The 26029-nt window shown below is 60.4% G+C and carries 22 protein-coding genes; 14 read left to right on the top strand and 8 right to left on the bottom strand.

The features are described 5' to 3' along the window. The 7 genes from V1471_RS18805 to V1471_RS18835 form a co-directional block, all read left to right on the top strand. Nucleotides 1-1007 (top strand): CaiB/BaiF CoA transferase family protein (locus V1471_RS18805; RefSeq protein WP_434290985.1); only part of this gene is annotated, 1007 nt, incomplete at its 5' end. Between the two features lie 21 nt (nt 1008-1028). After that, nucleotides 1029-2144: an acyl-CoA dehydrogenase family protein gene (locus V1471_RS18810; RefSeq protein ID WP_434290987.1), complete on the top strand. Its 1116-nt coding sequence runs from the start codon at nt 1029-1031 to the stop codon at nt 2142-2144. Nucleotides 2145-2156: 12 nt separating this feature from the next. Further along, nucleotides 2157-3080, top strand: coding sequence for an acyl-CoA dehydrogenase family protein (locus V1471_RS18815; RefSeq protein WP_434290988.1), 924 nt, complete (start codon nt 2157-2159; stop codon nt 3078-3080). Between the two features lie 572 nt (nt 3081-3652). Beyond that, the gene (locus V1471_RS18820; protein WP_434290989.1) at nt 3653-4633 is read left to right on the top strand and encodes a TRAP transporter substrate-binding protein; all 981 of its coding nucleotides are present in this window, start codon (nt 3653-3655) and stop codon (nt 4631-4633) included. 31 nt (nt 4634-4664) lie between these two features. Next, a complete protein-coding gene (locus V1471_RS18825) occupies nt 4665-5177 on the top strand; it encodes a TRAP transporter small permease (protein WP_434290991.1) in 513 nt (170 codons plus the stop codon). After that, complete coding sequence (locus V1471_RS18830) at nt 5174-6421, top strand: TRAP transporter large permease (RefSeq protein ID WP_434290992.1); 1248 nt, start codon at nt 5174-5176, stop codon at nt 6419-6421. The genes V1471_RS18825 and V1471_RS18830 overlap by 4 nt, the downstream gene beginning before the upstream one ends. A 699-nt stretch (nt 6422-7120) precedes the next feature. Further along, nucleotides 7121-8020 (top strand): helix-turn-helix domain-containing protein, encoded by a 900-nt coding sequence (locus V1471_RS18835; protein WP_434290994.1) that lies wholly within the window; start codon nt 7121-7123, stop codon nt 8018-8020. 78 nt (nt 8021-8098) lie between these two features. Here the strand turns inward: V1471_RS18835 and V1471_RS18840 are convergent, their stop codons facing one another. Continuing rightward, a complete protein-coding gene (locus V1471_RS18840; protein WP_434290996.1) occupies nt 8099-10222 on the bottom strand; it encodes a TonB-dependent siderophore receptor in 2124 nt (707 codons plus the stop codon). Nucleotides 10223-10538: 316 nt separating this feature from the next. Here V1471_RS18840 and V1471_RS18845 point away from each other — a divergent pair, with 316 nt between their 5' ends. Genes V1471_RS18845 through V1471_RS18865 form a run of 5 tightly spaced genes read left to right on the top strand, consistent with a single transcriptional unit; the run spans nt 10539 to nt 15457 of the window. Then, entirely contained in the window at nt 10539-11537 is a 999-nt protein-coding gene (locus V1471_RS18845) for an iron-siderophore ABC transporter substrate-binding protein (RefSeq protein WP_434291303.1), read from the top strand. Then, the gene (locus tag V1471_RS18850) at nt 11534-12535 is read left to right on the top strand and encodes a FecCD family ABC transporter permease (protein WP_434290997.1); all 1002 of its coding nucleotides are present in this window, start codon (nt 11534-11536) and stop codon (nt 12533-12535) included. The genes V1471_RS18845 and V1471_RS18850 overlap by 4 nt, the downstream gene beginning before the upstream one ends. Then, entirely contained in the window at nt 12532-13569 is a 1038-nt protein-coding gene (locus V1471_RS18855; protein ID WP_434290999.1) for a FecCD family ABC transporter permease, read from the top strand. The genes V1471_RS18850 and V1471_RS18855 overlap by 4 nt, the downstream gene beginning before the upstream one ends. Beyond that, nucleotides 13566-14438, top strand: a complete 873-nt coding sequence (locus V1471_RS18860; RefSeq protein WP_434291001.1) for an ABC transporter ATP-binding protein — start codon at nt 13566-13568, stop codon at nt 14436-14438. Before V1471_RS18855 ends, V1471_RS18860 begins: the two co-directional genes overlap by 4 nt. After that, entirely contained in the window at nt 14435-15457 is a 1023-nt protein-coding gene (locus V1471_RS18865; protein ID WP_434291003.1) for a siderophore-interacting protein, read from the top strand. Before V1471_RS18860 ends, V1471_RS18865 begins: the two co-directional genes overlap by 4 nt. Here V1471_RS18865 and V1471_RS18870 read toward each other — a convergent pair. From V1471_RS18870 to fepB, 4 genes are read right to left on the bottom strand one after another with little or no spacing between them, the layout of a single operon-like run. After that, a complete protein-coding gene (locus V1471_RS18870; RefSeq protein WP_434291004.1) occupies nt 15454-16773 on the bottom strand; it encodes an NtaA/DmoA family FMN-dependent monooxygenase in 1320 nt (439 codons plus the stop codon). The genes V1471_RS18865 and V1471_RS18870 overlap by 4 nt on opposite strands. Nucleotides 16774-16791: 18 nt before the next feature. Continuing rightward, a complete protein-coding gene (locus tag V1471_RS18875; RefSeq protein ID WP_434291005.1) occupies nt 16792-17811 on the bottom strand; it encodes a FecCD family ABC transporter permease in 1020 nt (339 codons plus the stop codon). After that, nucleotides 17811-18794: a FecCD family ABC transporter permease gene (locus V1471_RS18880; protein ID WP_434291007.1), complete on the bottom strand. Its 984-nt coding sequence runs from the start codon at nt 18792-18794 to the stop codon at nt 17811-17813. Before V1471_RS18880 ends, V1471_RS18875 begins: the two co-directional genes overlap by 1 nt. A gap of 32 nt (nt 18795-18826) precedes the next feature. Continuing rightward, a complete protein-coding gene (fepB, locus tag V1471_RS18885) occupies nt 18827-19789 on the bottom strand; it encodes a Fe2+-enterobactin ABC transporter substrate-binding protein (RefSeq protein WP_434291008.1) in 963 nt (320 codons plus the stop codon). A gap of 131 nt (nt 19790-19920) precedes the next feature. On the opposite strand from fepB, the gene V1471_RS18890 reads away from it, so the two are divergent. Next, nucleotides 19921-20727 carry an ABC transporter ATP-binding protein gene (locus tag V1471_RS18890; protein ID WP_434291010.1) on the top strand — a complete coding sequence of 269 codons (807 nt, stop codon included), beginning with the start codon at nt 19921-19923 and terminating at the stop codon, nt 20725-20727. Here V1471_RS18890 and V1471_RS18895 read toward each other — a convergent pair. Further along, nucleotides 20716-21525: an IclR family transcriptional regulator gene (locus V1471_RS18895; protein ID WP_434291011.1), complete on the bottom strand. Its 810-nt coding sequence runs from the start codon at nt 21523-21525 to the stop codon at nt 20716-20718. The two genes, V1471_RS18890 and V1471_RS18895, sit on opposite strands and share 12 nt — an antisense overlap. A gap of 231 nt (nt 21526-21756) precedes the next feature. On the opposite strand from V1471_RS18895, the gene V1471_RS18900 reads away from it, so the two are divergent. Further along, nucleotides 21757-23790 carry a TonB-dependent receptor gene (locus tag V1471_RS18900; RefSeq protein ID WP_434291012.1) on the top strand — a complete coding sequence of 678 codons (2034 nt, stop codon included), beginning with the start codon at nt 21757-21759 and terminating at the stop codon, nt 23788-23790. Nucleotides 23791-23945: 155 nt separating this feature from the next. Here V1471_RS18900 and V1471_RS18905 read toward each other — a convergent pair whose 3' ends face one another. Together V1471_RS18905 and V1471_RS18910 are read right to left on the bottom strand one after the other, a co-directional pair. Beyond that, nucleotides 23946-25016, bottom strand: a complete 1071-nt coding sequence (locus tag V1471_RS18905) for a Gfo/Idh/MocA family protein (RefSeq protein ID WP_434291013.1) — start codon at nt 25014-25016, stop codon at nt 23946-23948. A gap of 1 nt (nt 25017) precedes the next feature. Continuing rightward, on the bottom strand, nt 25018-26025 hold the full coding sequence (locus V1471_RS18910) for a Gfo/Idh/MocA family oxidoreductase (protein ID WP_434291015.1): 1008 nt from the start codon (nt 26023-26025) through the stop codon (nt 25018-25020). Nucleotides 26026-26029: the final 4 nt, after the last annotated feature.

A 26029-nucleotide genomic window follows, 5' to 3' on the forward strand; every position in this document is an offset into this window, starting at 1 on the left:
AACGCCATATGGGGGCGGTGCGGCATGGGCAATCCGTCAGTTTCGAACTGATCAACCGCAACAAGAAAAGCCTCTGCCTCGATCTGAAATCCCCGGAGGCCAAAGAGGTCATTCTTGACCTCGTGGCATCCTGCGATGTGGTGGTCGAAAATTTCCGTCCCGGTGTCGCGGCACGTCTGGGCGTGGATTACGACACATTGCGCAGGGTGCGCCCGGATTTGATCCATTGCGCGATTTCCGGCTTCGGGCAGGAGGGTCCCTTGACCAAACGCCCGGCCTACGATGTGGTGGCGCAGGCAATGAGCGGGTTCATGAGCCTGACCGGCGAGCCGGGGCGTCCGCCGGTTTTGGCAGGCGACTCGATTGGCGACACGGTGCCCGGCATCTATGCCGCTTGGGCGATCTGCGCGGCGCTGTTCCGGCGCGAGCGCACGGGGCAGGGCGGGCAGATCGACGTCGCGATGTTCGACTGTCTGTTTTCGCTTTTGCCGACCGCTCTGGCGCAATTCCAGACCACCGGCACAGCGCCCGAGCGCACCGGATCGACGCATCCCTTGTCGGCCCCCTTCGGTGCGTTTCAGGCGCAGGACGGGCATTTCGTGCTGGCCGTCGCCAATGCGCCGCTCTTCGCGCGGCTGTCCGAGGCGATGGGGCTGCCCGATCTGCCCTCCGATCCGCGATTTGCCGACGACCAGAAACGCCGCGCACATGAGGGCGATTTGCGCGCGATCATCGAGGGCTGGAGCGCCGACAAGCCGGTGGCAGAGGTGATCGCGCTGTTCGAAGCCAAGGGCATTCCCGCCGCGCCGATCTGGAACATGGCGGAGGCCGCCGCCAGCCCGCAGGTTGCGGCGCGCGATCTGCTCTCGCGTCAGGTCGAGACGGCGGCAGGCCCGCTCGATTTGCCGGAGCAACCGGTGCAATTCGTCGGCTGTCCTCGCGGGGGGCAAAATGCGGCACCGCGTCTTGGGGCGGATGAGGCGCTCCGGGCCGCTCTGGACATCTGAATACCCTATCAGGAGACTTCCATGAATCTCGACTTTTCCCCCGAGGACCGGGCTTTTTTCGCGCGCGTACAAGACAGGCTGTCCAGCGCTCTGCCCGAAGATATCGCGGCCGCCATTCGCAGCAATCTGCCGCCCTCGAAAGAGGAGATGCTGCGCTGGCAGGACGTGTTGGCGGCAGAGAACTGGCTGGCGGCCGGTTGGCCCGCCGAACATGGCGGCCCCGGGCTGACCCCGACCCAGCGCTATCTGTTCGAACAGGCCTACGGGGCGCTCTATGCGCCGCCGCCGGTGCAATTCGGCATCACGATGGTCGGCCCGATCCTCTACACCTATGGCTCGGATGAGCAGAAACAGCGGTTCCTGCCGCCGATCCGCGAAAACCGGACCTGGTGGTGTCAGGGCTATTCCGAACCGGGCGCGGGCTCCGATCTGGCCAGCCTGCGCACCACGGCGGTGCTGGACGGCGACAGCTATGTCGTCAACGGTCAGAAGACTTGGACGACCTGGGCGCAATGGGCGGACTGGATGTTTTGTCTGGTGAAAACCGACCTGACGGTCAAGCCGCAGGCGGGCATCAGCTTTCTCTTGATCGACATGAAAACCCCCGGCATCACGGTGCGCCCGATCCGCACCCTCGATGGCGACACCGAAATCAACGAGGTGTTTTTGGACAATGTGCGGGTGCCTGTCGAGAACCGTATCGGCGGCGAAGGGCAGGGGTGGACCTATGCCAAGGTGCTTCTTGAACACGAACGTTTCATCATGTCGGGCGCGGCACGGTCGCGGCGGGACCTGACGGCGCTTCAGGCGCTGGATCAGGGGGCGTTCTCAGCGCGGATCGAGGCCCTCGACACGGAACTTCTGGCGCTCGAATATCTCGAGTTGCGTTTGCTGTCGGCGATGAATGCCGGGGGCAATCCGGGGCCACGCACATCGGCGCTGAAAATTCGCGGCACGGAGATCACTCAGGCGATTTCCAAACTTCGCCTCGATATGGCGCGCGATTGGGGGGGCGAGAAACCGGAGGTTTTGCAGAACGCCGAGAGCAACTGGCTCAACCTGCGCAAGCTGACCATCTGGGGTGGATCGAACGAGATTCAGCGCAATGTGATGGCCAAGGTCGTGTTGGGGATTTGAAGGGATAGGATGATGGATTTTGAACTGAATGACACCGAACGCATGCTGTCCGACACGCTGGACCGTTTTGCCCTGAACGCCGCCTCTGAGACCGGCACGCATTGGCAGCAATGTCTCGATATGGGCTGGCATATCGCTTCTGTGTCCGAAGAGCTGGGGGGCTTCGGTCTTGGGCTCAATGGGCCGGTTCTTGTGGCGCGCAGCCTCGGTGGGCTTGTGTCGCCGCTGGATTGGGCACGGGACGCGGTTCTTCCCGCTGTGTTGCTGGCAGGTCTTTCGCCAGACGATCCGCGCGCCGCACAGGCACTCGACGGTTTTCTGGCCGGGACGTTGAAACCTGTGGTCGTGGCCGCCGATGCGCGAAACTGCGTCTCTCTGCCGGGGGCCGTGGATCTGGCGCTGGTGCTGACAGATGGGGGGACCCGGCTGATCTGGCTGGAACAGCCCGATCTGACAGGCGCCGAGACGATTTCGGTCGACGGCGAAAAGACGGTGTCGATCCCGTTGCCTGACGTGCCGGGACAGGCTTTGCCCAAAGACCTCACGGACCGGCTGCGCACCGCAGCCCATGTGGTCACGGCGGCGGATCGTTTGGGGGCCATGGAGAAAGCCTTTGCCATGACGCTCGACTATTGCCGGACACGGCATCAGTTCGGGCGGCCCTTGAGCGGGTTTCAGGCGCTGCAACATCGTCTCGTCGATATGTCCATCGCCTGCGACGAGACGGAGGCGCTTGTCCTTGCGGCGGCCATGGCCGCGACGGGCGACCGGTCTGATGCGATGCGATTGGCGACGGCGGCCTGGACTCGCGCACGCGATCTTGGGCAGCGTCTCGGGGAAGAGGCGATCCAGTTGCACGGTGGCATCGGCATGACGGAAGAATGCGGTGTCGGGCGCTATGTGAAACGCATGATGGCGCGACGGCCAATTTTGTAAGCATTTATGCTGGCGTTCTGAAAGGACATCAGGGGTGCTGCGGGCGGTAAGAGAGAAGTCTTGTTCAGGGCCGGGTTTTTGTTGCGCCGGGGGGAAGAGGTTCTTTCTATCTTGTGCAGCCCGGCACCCGGGCGTTGTGTTTCTGGACTCGCGCAACATCTTATTCGATCCGTCCTGATCGGGACGCTTTGCCTTTTGTGGCGGATTGGGCCCGCCGGGACTACGGCAAAAAAGAATGACGCAGACCACAAGACCGGATTTCACCAGCGTCTCTCTCAGCGACTGGGCTGCACCTTTGCCTGAGTCTCCCGTGGCAGAGATTTGTTTGAAAAGGCACAAGGGATGTGAAGAGCTCCGGCAAGCGCGATGTTGGCTTGCATCTTGATGCCTTTTTCCGCCATATGCGCAATAAATCTGCAATCCGACGCAGTTTTTCGCAGCTAAAATGCTTTTCCTCAGGTCTTCACGAGGTTTTTCGAAACGCATCATGTGACGCCAGACGGGCGCGTCGGAGTGGGTCTTGCAACGGGCGTCGGCGCGCGCTCTTTTTCTAACTGTCTGGGAGGACATCTATGACATTCTTTTTGAAAGCGGCAGCCTTGGCTGTAGCAGGCTTTTCTGCGTTCCCCGCAGTGGCGGAAATCGATCCGGTCACCCTGCGTCTCGCGCATGTCGTGAACGAGCAGGACGGGTTTCATGCCGCGGCTGAGAAATTCCGCGATTTGGTGGCGGAGCGTTCCGACGGTGCGATCACCGTTGAGATTTTCCCGAACGCCACGCTGGGCGATGAGCGCACCCTGCTCGAAGGTATGCAGATCGGCACCGTCGATATGGGCGTGATCACCAACGGCCCGGTGTCCAATTTCCTCGAAGACATGGCCGTGTTCGAACTGCCGTTCCTCTTCCCCTCCCCCGAAGCCGCCTACAGCGTCCTTGACGGTGAGATCGGTCAGGAACTTTTGGGCCGCCTCGAAGAGGTGAACCTCAAAGGTCTCGCCTATGCCGAACGCGGGTTCCGCAACCTGACGAACTCGAAACGTGCGGTGGAAACGCCTGCCGATCTCGACGGGCTGCGCATTCGCGTGATGGAAAACCCGGTCTATATCGACACCTTCCGCGAACTGGGGGCCGACGCGATTCCGATGGCCTGGACCGAAGCCCTGACCGGCATGCAGCAAGGCACCATCGACGGCCAGGAAAACCCGGTCGGTGTGGTTTATTCCTTCAAGCTGAACGAAACCCAGACCAACATGACCATGACGCGCCACACCTACGCGCCCGCGATCTTTGTGATGGGCATGCCGAAATGGACCCAGCTTTCCGAGGAGGCACAGGGCATCATTTCCCAGGCAGCGCAAGACGCCGCCGAATACGAACGCGCCCTCAATGCTGAGCTTGAAGGCGAACAACTTGCGGCGCTCAAAGAGGCAGGCATGAATGTGGTCGAAAATGCGGACCTCTCCGCCTTCTCCGCCGCTGTGCAGCCGGTCTATGACAAATACGGCGAGAAGTTCGGCGACTATCTGCCGCGCATCCAAGAGGCGCTGAAGTAAGATGCTCAAAGGGCTGGCGTGGCTGGACAGAATGGTGGGGACACTCCTCAAACCCGTGATTTTCGCGGGGATGGCAGGTCTGACAGCGGTGATCACGCTTCAGATCGTGTCGCGGGTGTTCTTCACCTCGGTGAGCTGGACGGAAGAGGTCGCAAGATTTCTTCTGATCTGGATCACTTTTCTGGGGGCTGCGCTGGCCTATCAGCAAGGGCGGCATATCGCGGTTACGCTGCTGCGTGACACCCTGCCGCCCGCGTTGCGCCGGATCGTCTCCGGCGTGGCGGTTCTGGTCGCGATCGTGTTCCTTCTGACGCTGGCCAAAATCGGTTGGCAATATATGAACATGCAAAGCTTTCAAAAATCGCCCTCATTGCGGCTCAGCATGACCTATGTCTATGCCGTCATGCCCTTTGCAGCGCTCCTCATGGCCGGGCTGTCGGTGATCGACCTGATCCGGCTTTTGGCCGGAGAGCCGATGCGAGAGGCCCATAGTGAGATCGACAGTGATGTCGATCAGAATACGGCGCAGGAGACAGTACAATGAGCCTCGTGCTTGCCGGCCTTTTCGTTCTTTTCCTGCTCCTGGGCATTCCGGTCGCCATCGTGATCGGCGCGGCGACCATGAGCGCACTCAACCTGTCGGGCGTGCCTTTGATGGTCGTGCCGCAACAGATGTTCTCCGGCATCAATTCTTTCGCGCTTGTTGCCGTGCCGATGTTCGTTCTGGCGGGCGATGTCATGGCGCAGGGCGAAATTTCCAAACGCCTCGTGGCCTTTGCCGACAGTATGTTCGGCTTTATCAAAGGCGGGCTCTCTATCGTCTCCGTGCTCGCAGGCATGTTCTTTGCCGCAATCTCGGGTTCCGGTGCGGCGACAACCGCCGCCGTGGGCGCCAGCCTCGTGCCGGAGCTGAAACGTAAAGGCTACGATCCGGCGTCGGCCGCCTCGCTCATTGCCGCGTCGGGCACCATCGGCGTGGTGATCCCACCTTCCGTGCCGATGATCATCTATGCTGTGATCGCACAGGAATCCGTGCGCGAGTTGTTTCTGAACGGCTTTATCCCCGGCATTGCCATGGGGGTGGGGCTGATCTTTATTGCGCTCATTCAAGGCCACCGCCGCGCCTATCCGCGCGGGACCGCGTTCAACCTGAAAACCATTGGCCGCACCTTTGTTTCGGCCAGCTGGGGGCTGATGGCGCCGCTGATCATTCTCGGTGGGATATTTTCGGGCATTTTCACCCCGTCCGAAGCCGCCGTGATCGCGGTGGATTACGCCATCCTCGTGTCGCTTTTCATCTACCGCGACCTGACCCTGAAACAGCTTTATCGCATCATCATCCGTGCAGGCGTCACCACCTCCGTCATCATGTTCGTGATTGCGGCCTCCTCGATCCTGAGCTGGACGCTCTCAAGCTGGCAGGTGCCGAACCAGATCGCCACTGCGGCACTGTCCTTGTCCTCCAATACCTATGTGCTGCTGCTTCTGGTGATGGCGGTGATCCTCGTGGCGGGCGTCTTCCTTGAAACGGCCTCTGCCCTGATCATCCTGACCCCGATGCTCCTGCCTCTCGCGGCGCAGCTCGGTCTGGGCACCGTGCATTTCGGCATCATCATCGTGGTCGGGCTGGCCATCGGCATGGTCACGCCGCCGGTTGCGATCAACCTCTTTGTCGCCTCTACAACAGCGCGCCTGCCGATCGAACGTATCGCGCGCGCGGTTCTGCCCTATCTTGGGATGCTGTTGTTTGTGTATCTCATGATCGCCTTCGTGCCGATCCTGATCTGAAGCCTGCTCTGCCTCCTGTCCCGCACAGAGACGCCTCACTTGGGCCTCTGTTGAGATCGGAGGGTGTTATGGGGCAGGCATTGGCAGAACTGAGGCTAGGCGCGGAACATTCCGTCGCCGCAAGCGTACACGCCCACCGATCAGAGCACCGGCAACCTGCTTAATGCCTTTGCGCGCACGGGGGCTTTCGCCTGGGACGTTGGCGGGCAGGGGTGCGTTTCGCCATTACGAGGGCGAGTTGGGCGCGGATGCTCAGGTGCAGACCGCGACATGGACATTGCGAGTTTCGAGGGGTTCTCCTTGCCATCGGCGACCGGGTCGAGACGTCACTCGAAGAGGTGTTCAAATCCCTGAAATTCGCGCCCGTCCACCGTGTCGCCTCTATGCACATCCAGGCTGACGATTTCGGAACGGCGCAGATCGCCCGCGTCACCCGAAAGTAAGATCGCCCGATCCCGTAGCCTGCGCCACGTTTAATGTGACAAGACCGGGAGCATCATCAGTGCCCGATCTGCCAGTGACCGGAGAAGGGAGGTGAGTAAGGCCCGCGTTTGTCGCCACGTCATGGCGGCGCAGCTTTGTCGGTCTTTCCGGCGGCTGAGATTTGTCGTAGACTTTCCTCAGGCATGGCGGCGCCAGAGCGCTCGGTCAAGATACCCACCCAAAAAGCAAACAGTATAACCAGCAGAGGGCAGAGGCGTGGGCTTTCTTCATTCGATGATCTGCGAGACGGAGGGCATTCAGGCCATCGCGCCGGTGCAATGGCGCTCTTTCGATGAAATGTGCGCGGTCTATTGGCATGCGCGTGCCACGAAGGGGGCAAGCGGGTATTACATTTCGCCTGATCCACGCATCATGTTGTTTTTCGATGATGTTTCGGATCGTGTTCGAATGGCCGAAGACTCGGATGCCGTCACGACCCGGGGGCGTCCGATGTTGCAGGCGCAATATGTCCCGCCGGGCCGCCCGATGTGGACGCGGTTTTCCGACAATCACAAGTTTTCCCACCTCGATCTGCATTTCAACCGCCGTTGGCTTGAGACGCGGCTTGGGCCGGTGCTGGGAGAGGCCGGAGCAAAAACCGCGATTCGTCGGCCGGTGGAACGGCAGGACGTGGCGCCTCTGATCGTAATTGGTCACACTTTGGCGCGTGAACTGGCTGCGCCGAGCCGTCATCCGCTGTTTGCCGAAAGCCTTGCCATGAGCTTGATCAGCGGGCTTTTAGACCTGTCGGAAGAGGCGGATCTGATCGAATTGGTGTCAGGTGGTCTGACGCCCATGCAGATGCGGCGGCTCAGAGCGCTGGTGGCCGAAAGCGGTGGTGGACGGCTTAGCACGGCCTCTCTGGCCGAGGCGGTGGGCCTGTCGGAAAGCTGGTTTACGCAGGCATTCAAGAAAACAACGGGCAAGACGCCGCTGCAATGGCAGCAGGAACAGAGGATTGCGTTGGTGAAAGAGCTGTTGCTGCGCGCCGATTTGAGCATTGCCGCCGTGGCAGATCGGTTCGGCTTTGCCGATCAGGCGCATCTGACACGTGTGTTCCGCCAATATGAGGGGACGACGCCCGCGGCATGGCGGCGCGAGCAACGGTTGAGTTGACCAAAAGAAATATGAAAAGGCCCCTCCAATGGAGAGGCCTTTCGTCTGATAGACGTGTGCGACAAGGCGGTGCGGTCGTTACCAGCTTTTGCGCAGGGTCAGGCTGATGTCACGACCGGGATTGTAGTAATTTGCCGTGCCTGTGCCGACCACATGTTGTTCGTCGAACAGGTTGCTGACATGCAATTCCAGATCGGTGTTCTCCGCAATTTCATAGCCGAAAGAGGCATCGAACAGTGTTGCGGCATCGCTTTCGGCGGAGTTGGCCGCATTGAAATAATAAGACCCGACATAGCGTGCGCCGAGGCCAAAGGTCATGTCGCCGCGCGCGCCATCCCCCGGAACCGTATAGGTGCCCCAGATCGAGGCGATATGGTTCGGGGTCGAGGCAAATTCATTGCCGATGATGTTTTCGTCATCATCTTCAACGACTTTGGATTTGAGATAGGAGTAAGAGGCGATCAGGCTCAGTTGTTCGCTCAGCTCGGCCTTGGCTTCAAGGTCAAGGCCCCGGACGCGACTTTCGCCGATGGTTTGGCGTTCGATCGAGCCGTCGCCCTGCACCACAGCGATGGTGACGTTTTCGCGGGTCAGATCATAGATCGCGGCGGAGAACAGTGCGTTCATCCCGACGGGCGCATATTTCACCCCAATCTCATATTGCTCGCCACGCTCCGGTTCGACGCCGATGCTCGGGGGCGCAACGGATTGCACATAGCTCGCATAGGTCGAGATTTCATCCGTGACCTTGTAGGTCAGAGCGCCGCGATAGGAGGTTTCCGAGAAGTCGTCGCTGTTATCATAAGCCACGCCCCAGCTTGTGCCGTTTTCCGACAGGTCGAGCCAGTCGTGGCGCATGCCGAAGGTGGCGATGATCCGATCGTCGAACGACAGGTTCTGGGTCAGGAAGATCGACTTCGTGGTATAGTCGCTTTCCCCATCGCTATAGACATAGGGGTCGCTCGGAGCGCCGGAATAGACGGGGGCGTCGATGTCGATGCTGGAGGTCAGCCCGTAAATGCCCGTGGAGGTGGTCGAGGCATCGCGATATTCGACGCCAGCGACCGTGCTGCTGTCGATAGTGCCGAATTGCGTTTCATATTTCAGGATCGCATTCCCGATCAATTCCTCGGCCGTTTGATCTGTGCCGAAATAGTAGCGAGACAACTCGGTGCCGGTCCGTCCAGCGTAATCGTAGAGGTAGATATAGCCGAAATCGTCGTTCAGATCGCTATAGCGCAGATTGGCGTTGAGGCTCAGACCTCCTCCGAAATCATGGGTCAGAAGGCCGGTGATCGAGGTCCGTTCCACATCGTGATAATTGAAATCCGGCTCGCCGAAGAAGTCGCTGCGATCATAGTCTTGATCGAGGGGATAGCCGCCGCTGTTGGGTGTGCCCTCGCGTTTCAGATAGTCCACGATCAGGCTCAATTCGGTATAGTCCGAAGGCTGCCAACTCAGTCCGCCCATCAGGAAGGTCTCGTCATCCTGCGAATAGTCATAGTCGAGCGCGCTCTCCTTGACCTTGCCGGTAAAGCGATAGGCCAGCGTGCCCTCGGCGTTCAAAACGTCGCCGACATCGACGCCGATTTCTTTGTGATCATGGCTGCCATAGGTGAGATAGCTGTCGGCGAATGTGTCAAAGGTCGGCTTTTTCGACACGAAATTCACCGAGCCGCCCGGATCGGCAGTGCCAAAGAGCGTTGAGTTCGACCCGCGCAGCACTTCGACACGCTCATAGGCATAGGGTTCTTCGCGCACTCCGCGCATGGAGCCAAGCGTCATGCCGTCGCGATAGGTCGTGGCGTCGAAACCGCGGATCTGGAAATAGTCGTTGCGATCGTCCGAGCCGTAGTAGTCGGTCAGGATGCCGGGGGTGTATTGCAGCACCTCTTCTGTGGTCGCGACCTGACGCTGTTGCATCTCTTGTGCGGTCACAACGGAGATCGAGGCGGGCGTGTCGAGGATACTTGTCGCGACCTTGCCGCCGACGGAAATTTCCTGCGCCACCACGGAATTTGCGTCGTCATCGGCATCGGCAGTGATGTCGATGAGGATCGGGGCGAGGCGGTAGATTTCTCCGTCCCCATCGCTTTCATCTTGCGCGTATGCGCCAATGGGCAGGGCGACAAGCGTCGTGCAGCACATCAACAGGTGGCGGGTCTTTGGTCGGGCACCGGTGCGGCGGGTATGAGCAGTCATGAAACTGTCCTTGTAAAAGTCTCTTATGGCCAGCGCATGAAGCTGGTCCGGTCTATGGATGGCTGCGCGACCTGAGCGATTTAGCAAGCGGGTCTGGAGAGGTCTTGAATAATCCTATTGTTTTTGTCGGAAAATGGTGGAAAAGCTGACTTGAATGAGAAACAGGCGGGGGGATTGCCGGGGGTGGTCTTGACCGGCGCGCAGTGCAGCCGCTAGGCGAGGCGCTGTCCTGTTCAGGAGAAATAGCCCTATGTTCACCGTCATGTTCACCCTCATGAACCGCATTTTGTCAGCTCTTCTCCCGTCGTTTATGCGCATGAATTCAGGTCTGTCATGGCTCGGAAGGCTGTGGATCTCCGGGGTGTTATTGCTCGGATCTGCGGCCTTGGCTGACGAGTATCCGATCCATATTTCTCACGCCTTCGGGGACACTGTGATCGCGGCCAAACCTCAACGGGTCGCAACGGTCGCCTGGGCCAATCACGAGGTGCCATTGGCCTTGGGCGTGGTGCCTGTGGGGTTTGCTGCCGCGAATTTCGGCGATGACGATGGAGACGGGGTGCTGCCTTGGGTTGCCGCGCGGCTCACGGAACTTGGCGCCGAGACGCCGCCCTTGTTCGACGAAGGAGACGGCATCGATTTCGAAGCGGTCGCTGCCAGCGCCCCTGACGTGATCCTTGCCGCTTATTCCGGACTGACGCAAAGCGACTACGACCGCTTGAGCAAAATCGCCCCCGTGGTGGCCTATCCGGAGGCCCCGTGGTCCACCGACTGGCGCGACATGATCCGGCTCAACAGTGCGGGGCTGGGCATGGCGGAAGAGGGCGAGGCGCTGATCCGTGCGCTTGAGGAAAAGATCGCCAAAACCGCGCAAAACTACCCCGATTTGGCCGGAAAATCCGCCATGTTCGTCACCCATCTTGATCCGACAAACCTGAGCCAGATCTCGTTTTATACCGACAATGATCCGCGTGTGCGTTTCTTTCACGATCTCGGGCTGATCTCTCCTTCGGTGGTCTCCAAAGCTTCAGAGGACGGGAAATTCTCCGCCAAGATCAGCTCCGAGCGGATCGACGATCTGGCGGATGTGGACATCCTTGTGACCTACGGCGGGCGGCCCTTGCTGGATCGTTTGGCGGGGCATCTTCTGACCCGTCGCTTGCCGGCTGTTTCGCGCGACAGCTTGGTGATGCTGGACAATTCACCCCTTGGCACCGCCGCGAACCCGACGCCCCTGTCGATCTCCTGGGGCCTGGACGACTATGCCGCTCTCTTGTCCGAGGCGGCGCGAAAGTCTGATGAAGCGAGCGAATGACCTTTTCCGTGCGCTCCAGAATAACGGTCTTGCTCTGTGTGCTGGCCGCGCTGGTCGTGGTTTCAGGCCTCTCCGTCACCTTTGGCGCGCGCGATGTGGCGTTTTCTGACATTTTAACCGCCCTCAAAGGTCAGACCGAAACGATGGCCGAGGCCGCTGTCGCAAGTCGCATCCCGCGCACGATCCTTGCTCTTCTGGCCGGTGCTGCCTTGGGGCTGTCGGGGGCGGCGATGCAGGGGGTAACGCGCAATCCTCTGGCCGATCCGGGCCTTCTTGGCGTCAATGCGGGTGCGGCTCTCGCGGTGGTGACCGGGCTGGCGTGGTTCGGCATCGAGAGCGCGCATGTCTATATCTGGAGTGCCATTCTGGGCGCCACGCTGACCGCCGTTTTCGTTTACGCCATCGCCAGTGTCGGGCCGGGCGGCGCCACCCCTTTGAAACTCGCATTGGCGGGCGCGGCCAGCACTGCGGCGCTTGGGTCGTTCACCACCGCCGTCGTCCTGCCACGTGGCGACATCGCGGGGCTGGTGCAAAGCTGGCTCGTGGGCGGTGTCGGTGGCGCGACCTATGATCAGATCCTGCCGGTGCTGCCGTTTCTCGCGGCAGGGGGCGCGATCACGCTCCTGTCGGCTCGCAAGCTCAACATGCTGGCTCTGGGCGATGATACAGCGGCGGGTCTGGGAGAAAACGTCATCGTTGCGCGGATCATGGCGGCGGGCGGCGCGGTGCTGCTCTGTGGTGCGACCACCGCGGTCTGCGGTCCCATCGGCTTTGTCGGGCTGGTCGTGCCGCATCTGTGTCGCCTGCTGGTTGGTGTGGACTATCGCCTCGTTTTGCCGCTTTCGGCGCTCACAGGCGCGGTGCTTTTGACGGTTGCAGATGTTTTGGGGCGGCTCATCGCGCGGCCTGCAGAGCTTGAGGTCGGGATTGTCACCGCCTTTCTCGGCGCGCCGGTGTTCATCTGGATCGTGCGGCGTCGCAGGGTGGCGGCGCTATGAGTGTGGTCGCGAATATGTCCCGTCAGAGACGGCGTCAAACGGTCCGGCGGCGGGGCGTGTTGTGTGCCCTGAGCTTCGGTTTGATCGCGATGGTCGCGCTGACATTGATGCTCGGCCAGAGCTTCACCCCGCCCGGCACGCTGTTGCGGGTGCTCTCGGGTGCGGCGATCCCCGGCGTCAGTTTCACGGTGATGGATTTGCGTCTGCCGCGCGCCGTTCTGGCCTGTGTCGCGGGGGCGTGTTTCGGTATCGGCGGGGCGGCGTTTCAGACCATGCTGCGCAATCCTTTGGCCAGCCCCGACATCATTGGCATCAGCAGCGGGGCCAGCACTGCCGCCGTCTTGGCCATCGTGGTATTTTCGCTGAATGGGGTCGCGGTTTCCATTGCGGCGATCCTCGGTGGTCTTGGCGTGGCGCTTTTGATCTATCTTTTGTCTTGGCGACAGGGTGTCTCCGGTACGCGGTTGATCCTTGTGGGCATTGGCCTGTCGGCGATGTTCCAAAGCGCCACCGCCTATCTGCTGACCCAAGCGCCCAGTTGGACCCTGCAAGAGGCGTTGCGCTGGATGACCGGCAGCCTCAACAGGGCGACCTTGCCGGAAGCGCTTACATTGTGCCTGAGCTTGCTCCTCTTTGGCGCGATGCTTATGAGCCGTGCGCGCGATCTTGAGGCGCTGCGGCTGGGCGACGATCTGGCGGCGGGGCTGGGCGTGCGGCTTTCCGCGACGCGCGTGCTCACCATTCTCACCGCCGTCGGTCTGGTTGCCAGTGCAACCGCGCTCACAGGGCCGATCGCCTTTGTCGCCTTTCTCTCCGGTCCGATCTCTGCACGGCTCATGCAGCGTTTCGGTGCCGGGAGCGGCTCCGGTCTCATCCCTGCCGCACTCACCGGCGCGCTTCTGGTGATCATAGCCGATTATGCCGGACAGTTCCTTTTGCCTGCGCGCTACCCGGTGGGCATCGTCACCGGCGTTTTGGGCGCGCCGTATCTCATCTACCTCATCATGCGCGACAACCGCGGGAGGGCCTCATGAACGCCATCACTTCTTTCGAGATTCGCGACCTGCGTGTGGGCTACGGAGATCGCCCCGTACTCAATGGCATTGATCTCAATCTTGCTCCTGGACAGATCACCGCGATCATCGGGGCGAATGCCTGTGGCAAGTCGACACTCTTGCGTGCCATGTCGCGGCTTTTGACTCCTGAACGCGGGGAGGTTCTTTTGGATGGCAGGCCCGTCCATCGCACAGCACCGCGCAAACTGGCGCAGCGTCTCGGGCTTTTGCCGCAATCCCCCATCGCGCCCGAAGGGATCACGGTGCTTGATCTCGTGAGCCGGGGCCGTCACCCGCATCACGGGCTTTTCGCCCGTTGGACCGCAGAGGATGACGCGGCCGTCGCAGAAGCTCTGGAGGCCACGGGCACAGCCGCTCTGTCTGAGCGTCCGGTCGAGGCGCTGTCTGGCGGGCAGCGCCAAAGGGTCTGGATCGCCATGGCTCTGGCGCAGCGCACGGATGTGTTGCTGCTCGATGAACCGACAACCTTCCTCGACATCAACCATCAGATCGAAGTGCTTGATCTTTTGACGGACCTCAACAAGAGGCGCGGCACGATGATCGTCATGGTGCTTCACGACCTCAATCTGGCGGCCCGCTATGCGGATCGGATCGTGGCCATTTCTGACGGGCAAATTTATTGCCACGGCACCGCGAAAGAAGTTCTGACATCCGCGATGTTGCGCGATATATTCGGGTTGGCCAGCCAGATCGTCACCGATCCTGTCAGCGGAGAACCGATGATGATCCCGCTGGGGCGGCATGGCATCTTGAGCAATATTCAAGACACGGTCGCGCCCTTTTCTTCGGATCATGCAACAGATCAAAGAAACGAGGGCCTTTCATGACCACGACCACCGCCTTTCTTCCGCTTGCCCCGGCTCATGCCTTTGCCGGGTTTCGCAAAACCGCCGCTCTCTTCGAATGCCCGGTTTCCGAAGGCGACAAAACGCTTGAAATCACGCTTGAGGTCGCACGGATTTTCCTGAGTGCCGAAGGCGAGGGGACAAAGCTTTTGCTCGAAGCCAATACAGACGGCAATCTTCAGATGATGCGCGATGTTTTGAGCGAACAACTCAAAGACTACGGTGTCACCCCGGATTGGCAAGGGGTCAAACCCGCCGCGCGCCCGGCGAACCAGACCTTGGTGACGATTGAGGCAGTCGAACGCCTCTCGCCCTCCTATATGCGGGTTACCATGTCCGGCGATCAACTTGCGCGATTTGGAACGGGTGGGTTTCACTTCCGGCTGTTGTTTGGGCCAGAAGGCGCGAAATGGCCCTTTGTTGACGAACACGGCGTGACGCAATGGCCAGGCGGTACAGCGGTCTGGCACAAGCCGGTCTACACCACGCGTAACATCGACATTGACGGCGAGGCTGCACGGATCGAGTTCGACGTGTTCCGTCATGAGGGCGGTACGGTGACGGAGTGGTGCGATCAGGTGCGCCCCGGCACCGAGATGGTGATCATGGGACCGGGCGGCAGCGGCAAGGTGAATCACGCCGGATGGCAGGGCTTTGTCGGCGATGAAACAGCGGTGCCGGTGATCAAACGCTTTCTCGAACTTCTGCCTGAGGACACGCGCGGCGAGGCGGTTTTGTTCGTGCCGGAACGTGGCGACATTCAGGAGTTGGCGCGTCCGGCGGGTGTTTCCGTACGCTGGGCCCTGCGGTCCGATGGGGAAAGCCCCCTTCAGGCACTTGATAAATTGCCCATTCCCGACACGGATCGCTATGTCTTCTTTGCAGCTGAGAAGGTCGAAGCCCTTGCCGCCCGCACAGCCCTTTTGGAGCGCGGGTTGGATAAGTCTGAGAGTCTCGCTGCGACCTATTGGACGGCGGTCAAAGAGATGGCTGAGGCTTAAAACACCTCGCCTGCTTCAAAATGGCTGGCGAATGTTGTGCCGTGATAATCGCGGCGCAACAGGTCCGCATCCCTAAGAGCGGGGCAGAGGCCCTCAAGGCAGAGGTGCATACATTCGACCGAGCCTCCGGGGAAGAGGATGAACCCGTCGAGCGCGCCTGCGTCCTGCCACTTGCGGATTTCATCCACCGCCTGAGCGACAGTCCCGATCACCTGCCAATGGGCCGATCCCATGACTTCGGGCATTTGCAACAGCTCCGTCACGGTCGGCTCATGGCGCTCCACGGCGCGGCGCAACAGGCCCGCATGGGTGCGCGACCGGACCTTGGCGGGCGGCGGAGGCAGATCATTGGCCCGAATGGGTCGGTCTTTCGGCCAGTCGCGCAGGTCCAGCCCGGTCATCTCAAGAATATTGGCAAATTTGCGCGCCTCATCAGCCAATGCGTGCGTGGCACGGTAGAGATCGCGGGCCTGAGCTTCGGTGTCGGCTAGATAGAGGCTCAGTCCGGGCATAAGCCGCACGGCACCCTCATCGCGGCCATGGGCCTTGGCGCGGCGGCGCAGGTCTTGGCGCAGCTCGATGGCCGCCTCCATGTCGGGGGTCGAGGCAAAGGTGGCATCGGCCACACGCGCGGCAAAATTGCGGCCCGCGTCCGAGGCCCCCGCCTGTACCAGTGGAATGCGGTGGCCGCCGCCGCCCATATTGGGGATGCTCAAAGGCCCTTCGATACGGTGAAACTGCCCCTCGTAGTCGATCTGTTGCACCAGATCCGCATCGACCATCACGCCAGTGCCGCGATCCCCAAGCCACGCCTCGCGCGGGAAGCTGTTCCACAGCCTCAGCACGATGTCCGTCACCTCGGCGGCGCGGGCATAGCGATCCTCGGGCGAGGGCATGACGTCGAGCGAAAAGTTCTTTTGCCCGTCGAGAGCCGTGACAATATTCCACCCCGCGCGGCCCTTGGAGAGCCAGTGCAAAGACATGATCATGCGGGCCAGAATATAAGGCGGATAAAAGGTGGTGGACACTGTGGTCAACAACCCGATCCGGTCGGTGGCATGGGCAATGGCCGAGAGTAAAAGCGTCGGGTCCAGCCCCGCCATGCCCGTGCCGCGCCCCAAGAGCGCGCGGTTGAGGGCAAGGCTGTCGGGGCGAAACACGAAATCGAGCTTAGCGGCCTCGGCGCGCCGGGCGATGTCGATGTAATAGTCATGGCCCAGCAGACCCTCGATATCGCTGTCGGGCCGCCGCCAGGCCTCGCCAGCCAGCCATGTGGGGGCAAGCGTCATGCCAATATGCAGAGGTTTCCGGGTCATCGTCTTGTCTCCTGATCGTCAGCGCCGTGTCAGCACCCACAAAAGATAGCCGCCGCCCAAAAGCCCGGTCATCTGCCCGACGGGCAGGTTCAATCCGGTTGGCATGCGCTGGCTCAGCAGATCGGCGGCCAGCAACAGCGCGGCCCCCATGAGACCGGCGGCGAAAAAGGGGATGTAGGCAATGCCGCTCAAACGTCGCGCAAGTTGCGGCGCCGCCAAGGCGATGAAGCTGATCGGACCGGCGGCGGCGGTTGCAATCGCGGTCATGCCGACGGCGGCGAGAACCGCGATGATACGCGTGCGTTCGACCGGCACGCCAAGCGCGGCAGCCGCGTCGTCGCCCATTTCAAAGAGCGCGAGCCTGCGAGAGAGCGCCAGAACAATCGGGGCCAGAAGCATCAGCCCCAATGCGGCAGGCCAAACATGCGCCCATGTGCGCGTGTTCAGAGATCCCGCGAGCCAAAGCTGGGCGGCGATGGATTGATCGAGGTCTCCCATCACCAGAAACACCGTGTTGACGCCGGAAAGCGTTGCGCCAACGCCGATCCCCACCAGCACAAGCCGATAGCCTTCGGACCGCCCGGACTTGCGCGCCAGCATCAACACGACAAAGGCGGTCACGAGGCTCGAGAGCATCGACATGGCGGCAATGCGGAGCGGGTCGGAGTCGATCATGACGATCTGTACGATGGCGCCTGTTGCGGCTCCGGTGGTAAATCCGATCACATCGGGAGAGCCTAGGGGATTGCGCGAGACGGTCTGAAAGGCCGCGCCTGCAAGGCCAAGGCCAAAGCCGACGAGGCAGGCGGTCAGCACCCGCGGAAGGCGGATGCGCCAGAGTATTTTGGCGGCGGGGCTGTCGTTGCTTCGGCCCTGAAGCACAGCCAGAAAATCGTCGAGGCCGATGGGCATTTTGCCGGTGGTGAGCAACAGGGTACCAAGGCAGAAGATGGCGGACGAAAGCATCACAGCCACGATGAATGCCCGGCGATGCAAGGCAAGCGTGATGGGACCGATGGACAGAACAGGAGGCCGCATCACAGGCGCATCATCTTGAAACGCCGCACGCTCAGAACAAAGAACGGCCCGCCAAGGATGGCGGCCACGATCCCGGCGGCGACTTCTGCGGGGCTGACGAGAATGCGTCCCAAAATATCGGCCAATAGCAACAAAAGCGCAGCGATCAGGGCGGAATAGGGCAGAATCCAGCGATAATCCGGCCCGGAGAACAGCCGGGCAATGTGGGGGGCAACCAGACCGATAAAACCGATGGGACCGACGGCGGCTGTGGCCCCGCCCGCGAGCATCATGATGGCGAGGCAGGCGAGGCTCCAGATCAGCACAGGGCGCGCGCCCAAGGCCCGTCCGACATCGCGGCCCAAAGCGAGGGCGTTCAGGCCGGGCGCGATCCCGAGGGCAAGCGCGCCGCCCAAGATCAGCGACAGGGTGAGAGCGATCAGAACCGGCCCACCACGCCCCTCGACGGACCCCGCGCCCCATTGCCGGAAGTCGTCATAGACGCCGGAGGGCGCATTGATGATGATGATGCCGCTCAGAGCCCCCAACATGACCGACAACCCGGCGCCTGCGAGGACAAGCCGTACGGGGTCCACGCCCGCGTCATGGCCGCGACCTAAAAGGAAAACGGCGACACCTGCAAAGCCTGCGCCGCAAATGCCGAACCAGAGATATTGATCAATCCGGGTCAGACCAAAAAAGCTGACACCCACAAGCACCGCGACGGCCGCGCCTGCGTTGATCCCCAAAAGTCCGGGTTCGGCCAGAGGATTGCGTGTCACCGCCTGCATCAATGCGCCTGAAATCCCGAGAGCAGCCCCGGCGAGGAGTGCCAAGGCGGTGCGTGGCAGGCGCAAGGCATGGATGATCACATGCAGATCATTCGTCGGGTCATAAGCCGTGAGCGATTGTAAAATCTCAGCCAGAGGAATGGCCCGCGCACCGGTCATGAGGCTCAGCGCGCTTGCCGCGCACAGCACAAACGCCGTGAGAGCCAGAGGCATCAGTCGTTGACCGAGAGGGGCAGCCGGGCGCATCATTCTGCGGAGAGACTGGTTTCCAGAGTCTCGATCATCTCTAGCGCGGAATAGTAATCCACGCGAAAGGACGAGAGGCCCATGGGATAAACCTGACGTTTTTGCACGGCGGGCAGATTGGCCAGCAGCGGATCGTTCAGGAAGGCCGCGACAGCGCTGTCATCGCCGCTGAGCAAGATGACGGTGTCTTCGGTGATGGCTGCGCTTAAGGTCTCGCGCGAAATGAAATCCATATTGGTCACACGGGTGACGGTGCTTTGGAACTTTTCGGGCAAGGGGGTGATGGTAAATCCGAGCGCTTCGAGCACCTCGGCCTGCGGGCTTTTTCTGCGCCCGATGGAATAGGTGCCCGCGATGTCATAGCCGACGATGGTGACGGGACGTCCGTTGAGGTTTAACCGGTCGGCGGCGGCCTGCACCTTGGTCTCGAAATCCGCAATGGCGGTCTCGGCATTCGCTTCGTGGCCTGTTGCCTGTCCCAGAGTGCGGGTCATGTCCTGCCAACTCACAGCCGAATAATCGAGGATCAGCGTCGGCAGCCCCTGTGCCTCGACCTCTGCGAGATAGGGCAGAAGGCTGTCGGCCCCCGTCGAAGAACCGATCACCAGATCGGGGTCGGCCATGATCAGCGCCTCAATGTCGAAGTCGCGGTTGGGATACAGTCTTTCGACACCGCGAGTATGCGCGATTTCTGCCCATTGAGTGAAATAGCCAGCTTCGTCCGTCAGAGGCCCCGGCGTGGTGGCCGCGGTAGCGATCAGCGGTGCGTCTATCGCCAGCAAAAGCCCCGTGAGGCTGGGCGAGGTGGAGATCACGCGCCGGGGAGTTTTGTCGAGCGTCAAGGTGCCGGCGTCATGCGCCAGCGCGCGTGGCCAACCCGCGTCGGATTGTGCCCAAAGGGGCAGGCTGATCATGGTCAACGGGAGAGCGAAAAAGCTACGGAGCAAAGTGCGGCGGTTCATGCGGAAAGACTCTTTCAGGCTTGAGATCGACGCAGATGGCGTATGGCTCTCTGGGAAGATTGTGCCTGATATTGCAGAATGCGTTCTACAATGCAATACCGACAGAAAGACTCGGTTAAATGAGGCGCGGAATGAGACAGACAGGGGCCTTGCGGGCCGAACACATCACGCTGGCTTATGACGGGCGGGAGATTTCCCGCGACCTGTCTCTGGCGATCCCGGAGGGGTCTTTCACCGTGATTGTCGGGCCGAATGCTTGCGGGAAATCGACGCTTTTGCGGGCCTTGTCGCGGCTTCTGCCGCCGGTTTCGGGGCGGGTGACGCTCGACGGGCAGGACATTCACCGCTATGCGCCGCGCGCGTTTGCCCGCAAGCTCGGGCTTTTGCCGCAGAGCCTTACGGCGCCGGACGGGATCACGGTTGCCGATCTTGTGGCGCGGGGGCGGTTTCCGCATCAGAGTTTCCTGCGGCAATGGTCGAAAGAGGATGGCGCAGCGATCACCCGCGCGCTGGAGGCGACGGCGATGACGGACCATGCGGAGCGCATGGTGTCGGAACTGTCGGGCGGTCAGCGTCAGAGGGTCTGGATCGCCATGGCTCTGGCGCAGGAGACGCCGATCCTTTTGCTGGACGAGCCGACGACCTATCTCGACATTGCGCATCAGATGGAGCTTTTGGAATTGCTGGAGGAGTTGCGTGGGGCAGGGCGCACCATCGTGGCGGTGCTGCATGATCTCAATCAGGCCTGCCGCTTTGCCACGCATATGGTGGCGCTGAAGGGTGGGCAGGTGAGGGCCGAGGGTGCACCCGCAGACATCGTGACCGAAGCGATGGTGGCGGAGGTGTTCGGCTTGTCTGCGCGCATTATTGAAGACCCGGAAACCGGCCTGCCAATGATCGTGCCGCGCCCGTCTGCAGGCAGGGCCTTACAGGCTTAAGCCCCCGGTTTCACGGTTGATTGCATCTGCGGCGGCTTTCAAGGCAGATAGCTGTTCGGGGCTTTGCATTCTGCCCAGATCTGCCACGGAGGTGACGATACAGGCCAGATCGCCCTGAGCATCAAAGATCGGTGCGGCCTGACCCGTGACATTGGGCAGCAGATGGCTTGTCAACTCGCACCATTTCTCTTTGTAAACCTGATTCAACAGCGCGGCGGTGGGCGGAGTGCCACGGAAATCCTCCGGCTGATGTTCACGCGCTTCGATGATGGACCGTGCGGGCAGATAGGCCTGACACACCAGCCCGCAGGCGGTGTTGTCGATCGGCAGGATGGTGCCCAGACCGATGGCAGAAATCGCGAAATAGGCGCTGTTATGCCAGCGGATCACAGTCGGCCCGCGTTCGGTCCAGATGGCAATCCCTGCACTGATCGCATGGGTTTGCGACAATTCCTTGATATAGCGCCCGGCGATTTCGACGGGATCGACCCGGCGCAAAGCGGCCACACCGATGGACAGGGACAGGGGACCGAGGTCGTAATGACCGCTGACGGGGTCCTGTTGAGCGAGGCCTTCTTTGACGAGGGATTGCATATAGCGATGCGCAGTAGACCGCCCGGTGCCGACCCGTTTGGCGATCTCGCCCAAGGGCAGGGCCTGTTCGGCAGCCGAGAGGATGCGCAGGAAATCAGACGCAATGGAGACGGATTGCACCGTGCCGTCGCGTGGCTTTGGCGTTTCTGTCGGGGTGCCCTGCAAGGCCTCGGACGTCTCTGCTGGCGGTGAATCCTGACTCAAGGTCTGCGTGCTCCCGGGTTTTGTCTGTCGTCGTCATTTTTCATGCATCTGCGCAACGGGGTACAAATTTGCGCGCCTATGCGCAATAGATGAGTTGACATGCAGAACGCGTAGTGCAATGCGGAACAAAAATCTGCGAGCCATTTCCCCTAGCCAGCATGCACGCAAATGCGAACGCCCGAGGGAATCATGGCAACACTTCAATCAACATTCATCCGAACAACGAGTCTCATGGCTTTGGCTGCGTCCTTGTCGGCACATGGTGCAGTGGCACAGAGCAGTGCAGACGTTCTCCAGCTCGAGCCGATCATCGTGACGGGTGAAAAGGTCGAACGCGATCTGAAAGACACGGCAAGCTCCGTGGTCGTGGTCAGCGGCGACAGCCTTCAGGAAAAGGCCAGCAACGATGTTACGGAAACCGTGTCGGAGATTCCGAACGTCCTGAACACCGGTAGCGGCCAGTCCCCGACGATCCGTGGGCAGGATACGCAGGGGCCGAACACCTCGGCCTATGCATTTTTCGGCGGAACCGTGCCGCGCACGACGATCAATACCGACGGGGCCGCGCAGGATTACTTCAGCCTGAACTATGGCGGTGCTTCGACATGGGATGTTGAGAGCATCGAAGTCTTTCGTGGGCCGCAGACAACGTCGCAAGGGGCCAACTCGATTGCAGGTGCGATTATCGTAAATACCAATGATCCGACCTTTTACGAGGAAGGCCGTGCGCAGCTGCAATTCGGCTCTAACAATATGAAACGCGCCTCTGTGGCCTATTCCGCACCCATCTCTGATGATCTGGCGGCACGGATTGCCATTGATTATTCGTCGCGTGACAATTCCGTGGACTACAACGGGTCCAATTTTTCAGAGTCCGTCACCGATCTGGATTACGAAAGCAAAACGGTCCGTGCAAAGCTGCTTTGGCAGCCTGCTGAAATTGCGGGATTTGAGGCGAAGCTGACTTATGCGCATAGCAGCTCTAACCGACCGCAGATCGAAGAGGTTTTCGAGCCTTATTTCGATCTGGAGAACCCGGCGGACAGTTACCCGAGCTGGAAGATCGAAAGCGACAGCCTGATCGCGGATGCCAGTTACGAGTTTGCCAACGGTATGGTTCTGACCAACAAGCTGGCCTACACTCAGACAAGCAGTGATCGTCTGATGGAAACCTTCAACAACGGTACAGCTTATATTGACAGCGAGACCATCAGCAACGAAACCCGACTGTCCTTCGGTGATGAAAGCTCGGTCTGGAGTGGTTTCGTTGGGGTCTATGCCGCAAAAACGGACTCTGACGAGGAACTCTATATCAGCGGCGCCAATGTCTATAGCGACACCAAAACGAGCTTTGGTCTGTTTGCAGAGACAACCTACCGGTTTACCGATCAGCTTTCTGTGACGGGGGGTGTTCGTTTCCAACAGGACCATACCGAGCGTGACGGTTACTATCTGTCGTATGCTGTGGATTATGATGAAACTTTTGAGGCGATCCTGCCCCGGTTTGTGTTGAGCTATGAGGTCAACCCGGAACTGACGGTCGGGGCGCTTGTGTCGAAAGGGTACAATCCGGGCGGTGTCGGCCTTGGGTTCTATACCGGGCAATACTTCGAATATGACGAGGAAACCGTCTGGAATTATGAACTGTTCGCCCGTGCCAACCTGATGGACAACCGGCTCGCCGTGACGGCAAACCTGTTCTATGACGATTACAAGGATGCGCAGCGGTTCATCACCTTCACCAAAGATGGCGAAACCGATTATACGACCACCAATGCGGACAGCGCGGAGGCTTACGGTCTTGAATTGGGTGTTGAGTTTGTCGCGAGCGACGCGCTGCGTTTGAACGCCGGGCTTGGTCTGTTGCACACCGAAATCACATCCTTCGACGCTGCAACCGCCGATCTTGACGGCAGCGAATTTGCCCGCGCGCCGAATTATACCCTGAACCTTGGGGCGCAATGGGATGTCACGGATAAGCTGACGCTCTCGGGGGATGTGCGCTATGTCGACGGGTATTATTCCGACGACGAAAACACTGAAGCCTATAAGGTTGACGGCTATGCTATCGCCAATGTCGGTGCAAGCTATCGCGTGTCAGACAATGTGCGCCTCTTTGGCTCGGTCACGAACCTTTTCGACGAAGAGGCTGCAACCTGGCTTCATTCCTATCGCGGCTATGTCAACGGGGCGGTGAGCTCTGCGACGGTGGCAACGGTCGTGGAAGAGCGTGGGTTCAATGTCGGTCTGACTGTCGATTTCTGAGCCTTTAGGTTTTTCAACATAATAAAACCACCCGTCCTGTTTCAGGGCGGGTGGTTGCGTTTTGTCGGGGTGTTCTTACCGGCTTGAACTGTCCAAAACATGAGGCCACGACAGGACTGTCAGACGCGCTCTTTGTGGGATTTCTGATGCGTGCATCAAAACACAAGCCGTCGATCCGTGAGAGCGCAGCGCCGTTCTGTGTGGTGATCCGGATGCGCGGGGCGCGGCGGTGTGTCGATCCGGACCGCAGACCCGGTGCGTGCCGCCTCTTCAATCGCCAACAGTACACGCATATCGGCGAGTCCTTCTTCCCCATCGGCCTCCGGCGGCGTTCCCGTCGCAATACAATCGGAGAAATACGCGGTCATCCCCGCGAAATGATCGACATGAGGAAATTCCGTGATGTCCGCCATCTCGTTTTTCGTCGTCACCATCCGCAGGGGCACTTCGAACCGGAACGCCGGATCGAGGAGGATGTCGCCGGACGTGCCGATCACGCGATAGTTTTCGGCCAAGGCCCCCTGAAAGCTGGCCAGGATCTGCGCAATGCCGCCCGATGGAAACCGCAGGGTCGCGGCAATACTGGCATCGACCTCGGAGAACCGGGGATCGTCCTTGGGCCTGTGGCTCACCGCTGTCGCCTCGATGGGTTCTTCCCCAAAGATATGGCGCGCGGCGTTGATGCAATAGACCCCCACATCCTGCAACGGCCCGCCCCAATGCTCTGCACTATAACGGTGGTTGCCCTCACCCGGAGAGTTCGAGAACGTCAATTGCGCCATCAAAGGCGTGCCGATGGTTCCGCTGCGGATGCGATCGAGCGCCGCAATGGTTCCCGGTTCGTTGTGTAGGCGATAGGCCGTCATGAGATAGACACCTGCCTCCTTGGCGGCTGAAACCATGGCCTCGGCATCCGCAAGATTATCGGCCAGCGGCTTTTCAACCAGAATATGTTTTCCGGCTTTTGCCGCGCGGATCGTATAGTCCGCATGCATCGAATTCGGCAAAGCCACATAGACCGCATCGAACAAATCCTCCGCCAAAGCGGCGTCAAATTCGTCGTAACTTATCACATGCGGAATATCGTGAAATTCGGCCAGAGCTTCCGCCCTCTCGCGATGACCCGACACGATAACGGTTACCCGAGAATTTCCGCTCTGGTGAATGCCAGGAAGGAAAGCCTCTTGTGCGATCCAACCGGCGCCGACAACTGCATATCTGATCATGTTAAACTCTTTCATTTATGTGAGCGCCAACCGCATAGAGCGGATCCGGCACAGGATGGAGGAGCGAAATGGCCGCCGCTCCATCGCGTCCTTTCGCCAATCCAGCGGCGAGTTGATCGGCAATCGAGGAGGCAATATAGCCGTCCCATGCCGAGGCCCCGACGGGCACTCCGGTTGCAATGGAGTTGACCCATGCCTGCATCTGTTGTCGATAGGCGTCTTTGAACCGGGGCAACCAGTTTTCAGGCCAGCCATGCCCATGCCACCGGGCGCGATTGACAAGGCTCAACGCAGGCGGAGCCATGGAGATGGCCCCTTCGCGCCCCACAAGCTCGGCATGCACATGATAGCCATAGCTCGCATTCATGAACACTTCTGTCGACACCATGACGCCGGTCTTGCTCTGCATCTGGATCATCAAAGGCTCGCCCCCTGGTCCGGCAAAGACCTGCGCCTGCCCCATCTCGGCTCCGAGCAGCCAGCGACTGACATCAATCTCATGCACGAAAGCATTGGTCAGAGCCATTGCGCCTGAGAACCATCCCGGTGCCTGTGCGTTGCGGTGGATGTTATGCAGCAGAACAGCCTGACCGACCGTGCCGCTCAGATACGCGGTGCGCAACTCCTCATAGGCCGGATCGAACCGGCGCATGAAACCGACCTGAACAAGCCGTCTGCCAAAGAGGATTTCGGCCTCCAAAATGCGTTCTGCCTGTTGCGGTGTCGCGGCCAGAGGCTTTTCGCAGAGTACGGGTTTGCCCTCTGAGATGGCAGCAAGGACCAAGGCTTCATGTGTGTCATCGGGGGAGGCGATCACGACCGCCTCCACCTTATCCGACCGGATCAGCGCGAGAGGGTCGTCGAAAATCTCCGCATGACCCTGTGCCAATCGGGAGGCGTCTGCATCACAGACCGCCATCAGATGTGCGCCCCGCGTTTCATGCTGTAGAAGCTGCGCATGCTCCGCTCCCATAACACCCATTCCGATCACTCCAACGGCGATACTCATGGCA

It is taken from the genome of Celeribacter sp. SCSIO 80788 (assembly GCF_051054295.1).
In the GTDB taxonomy this organism is placed as follows: domain Bacteria; phylum Pseudomonadota; class Alphaproteobacteria; order Rhodobacterales; family Rhodobacteraceae; genus Celeribacter.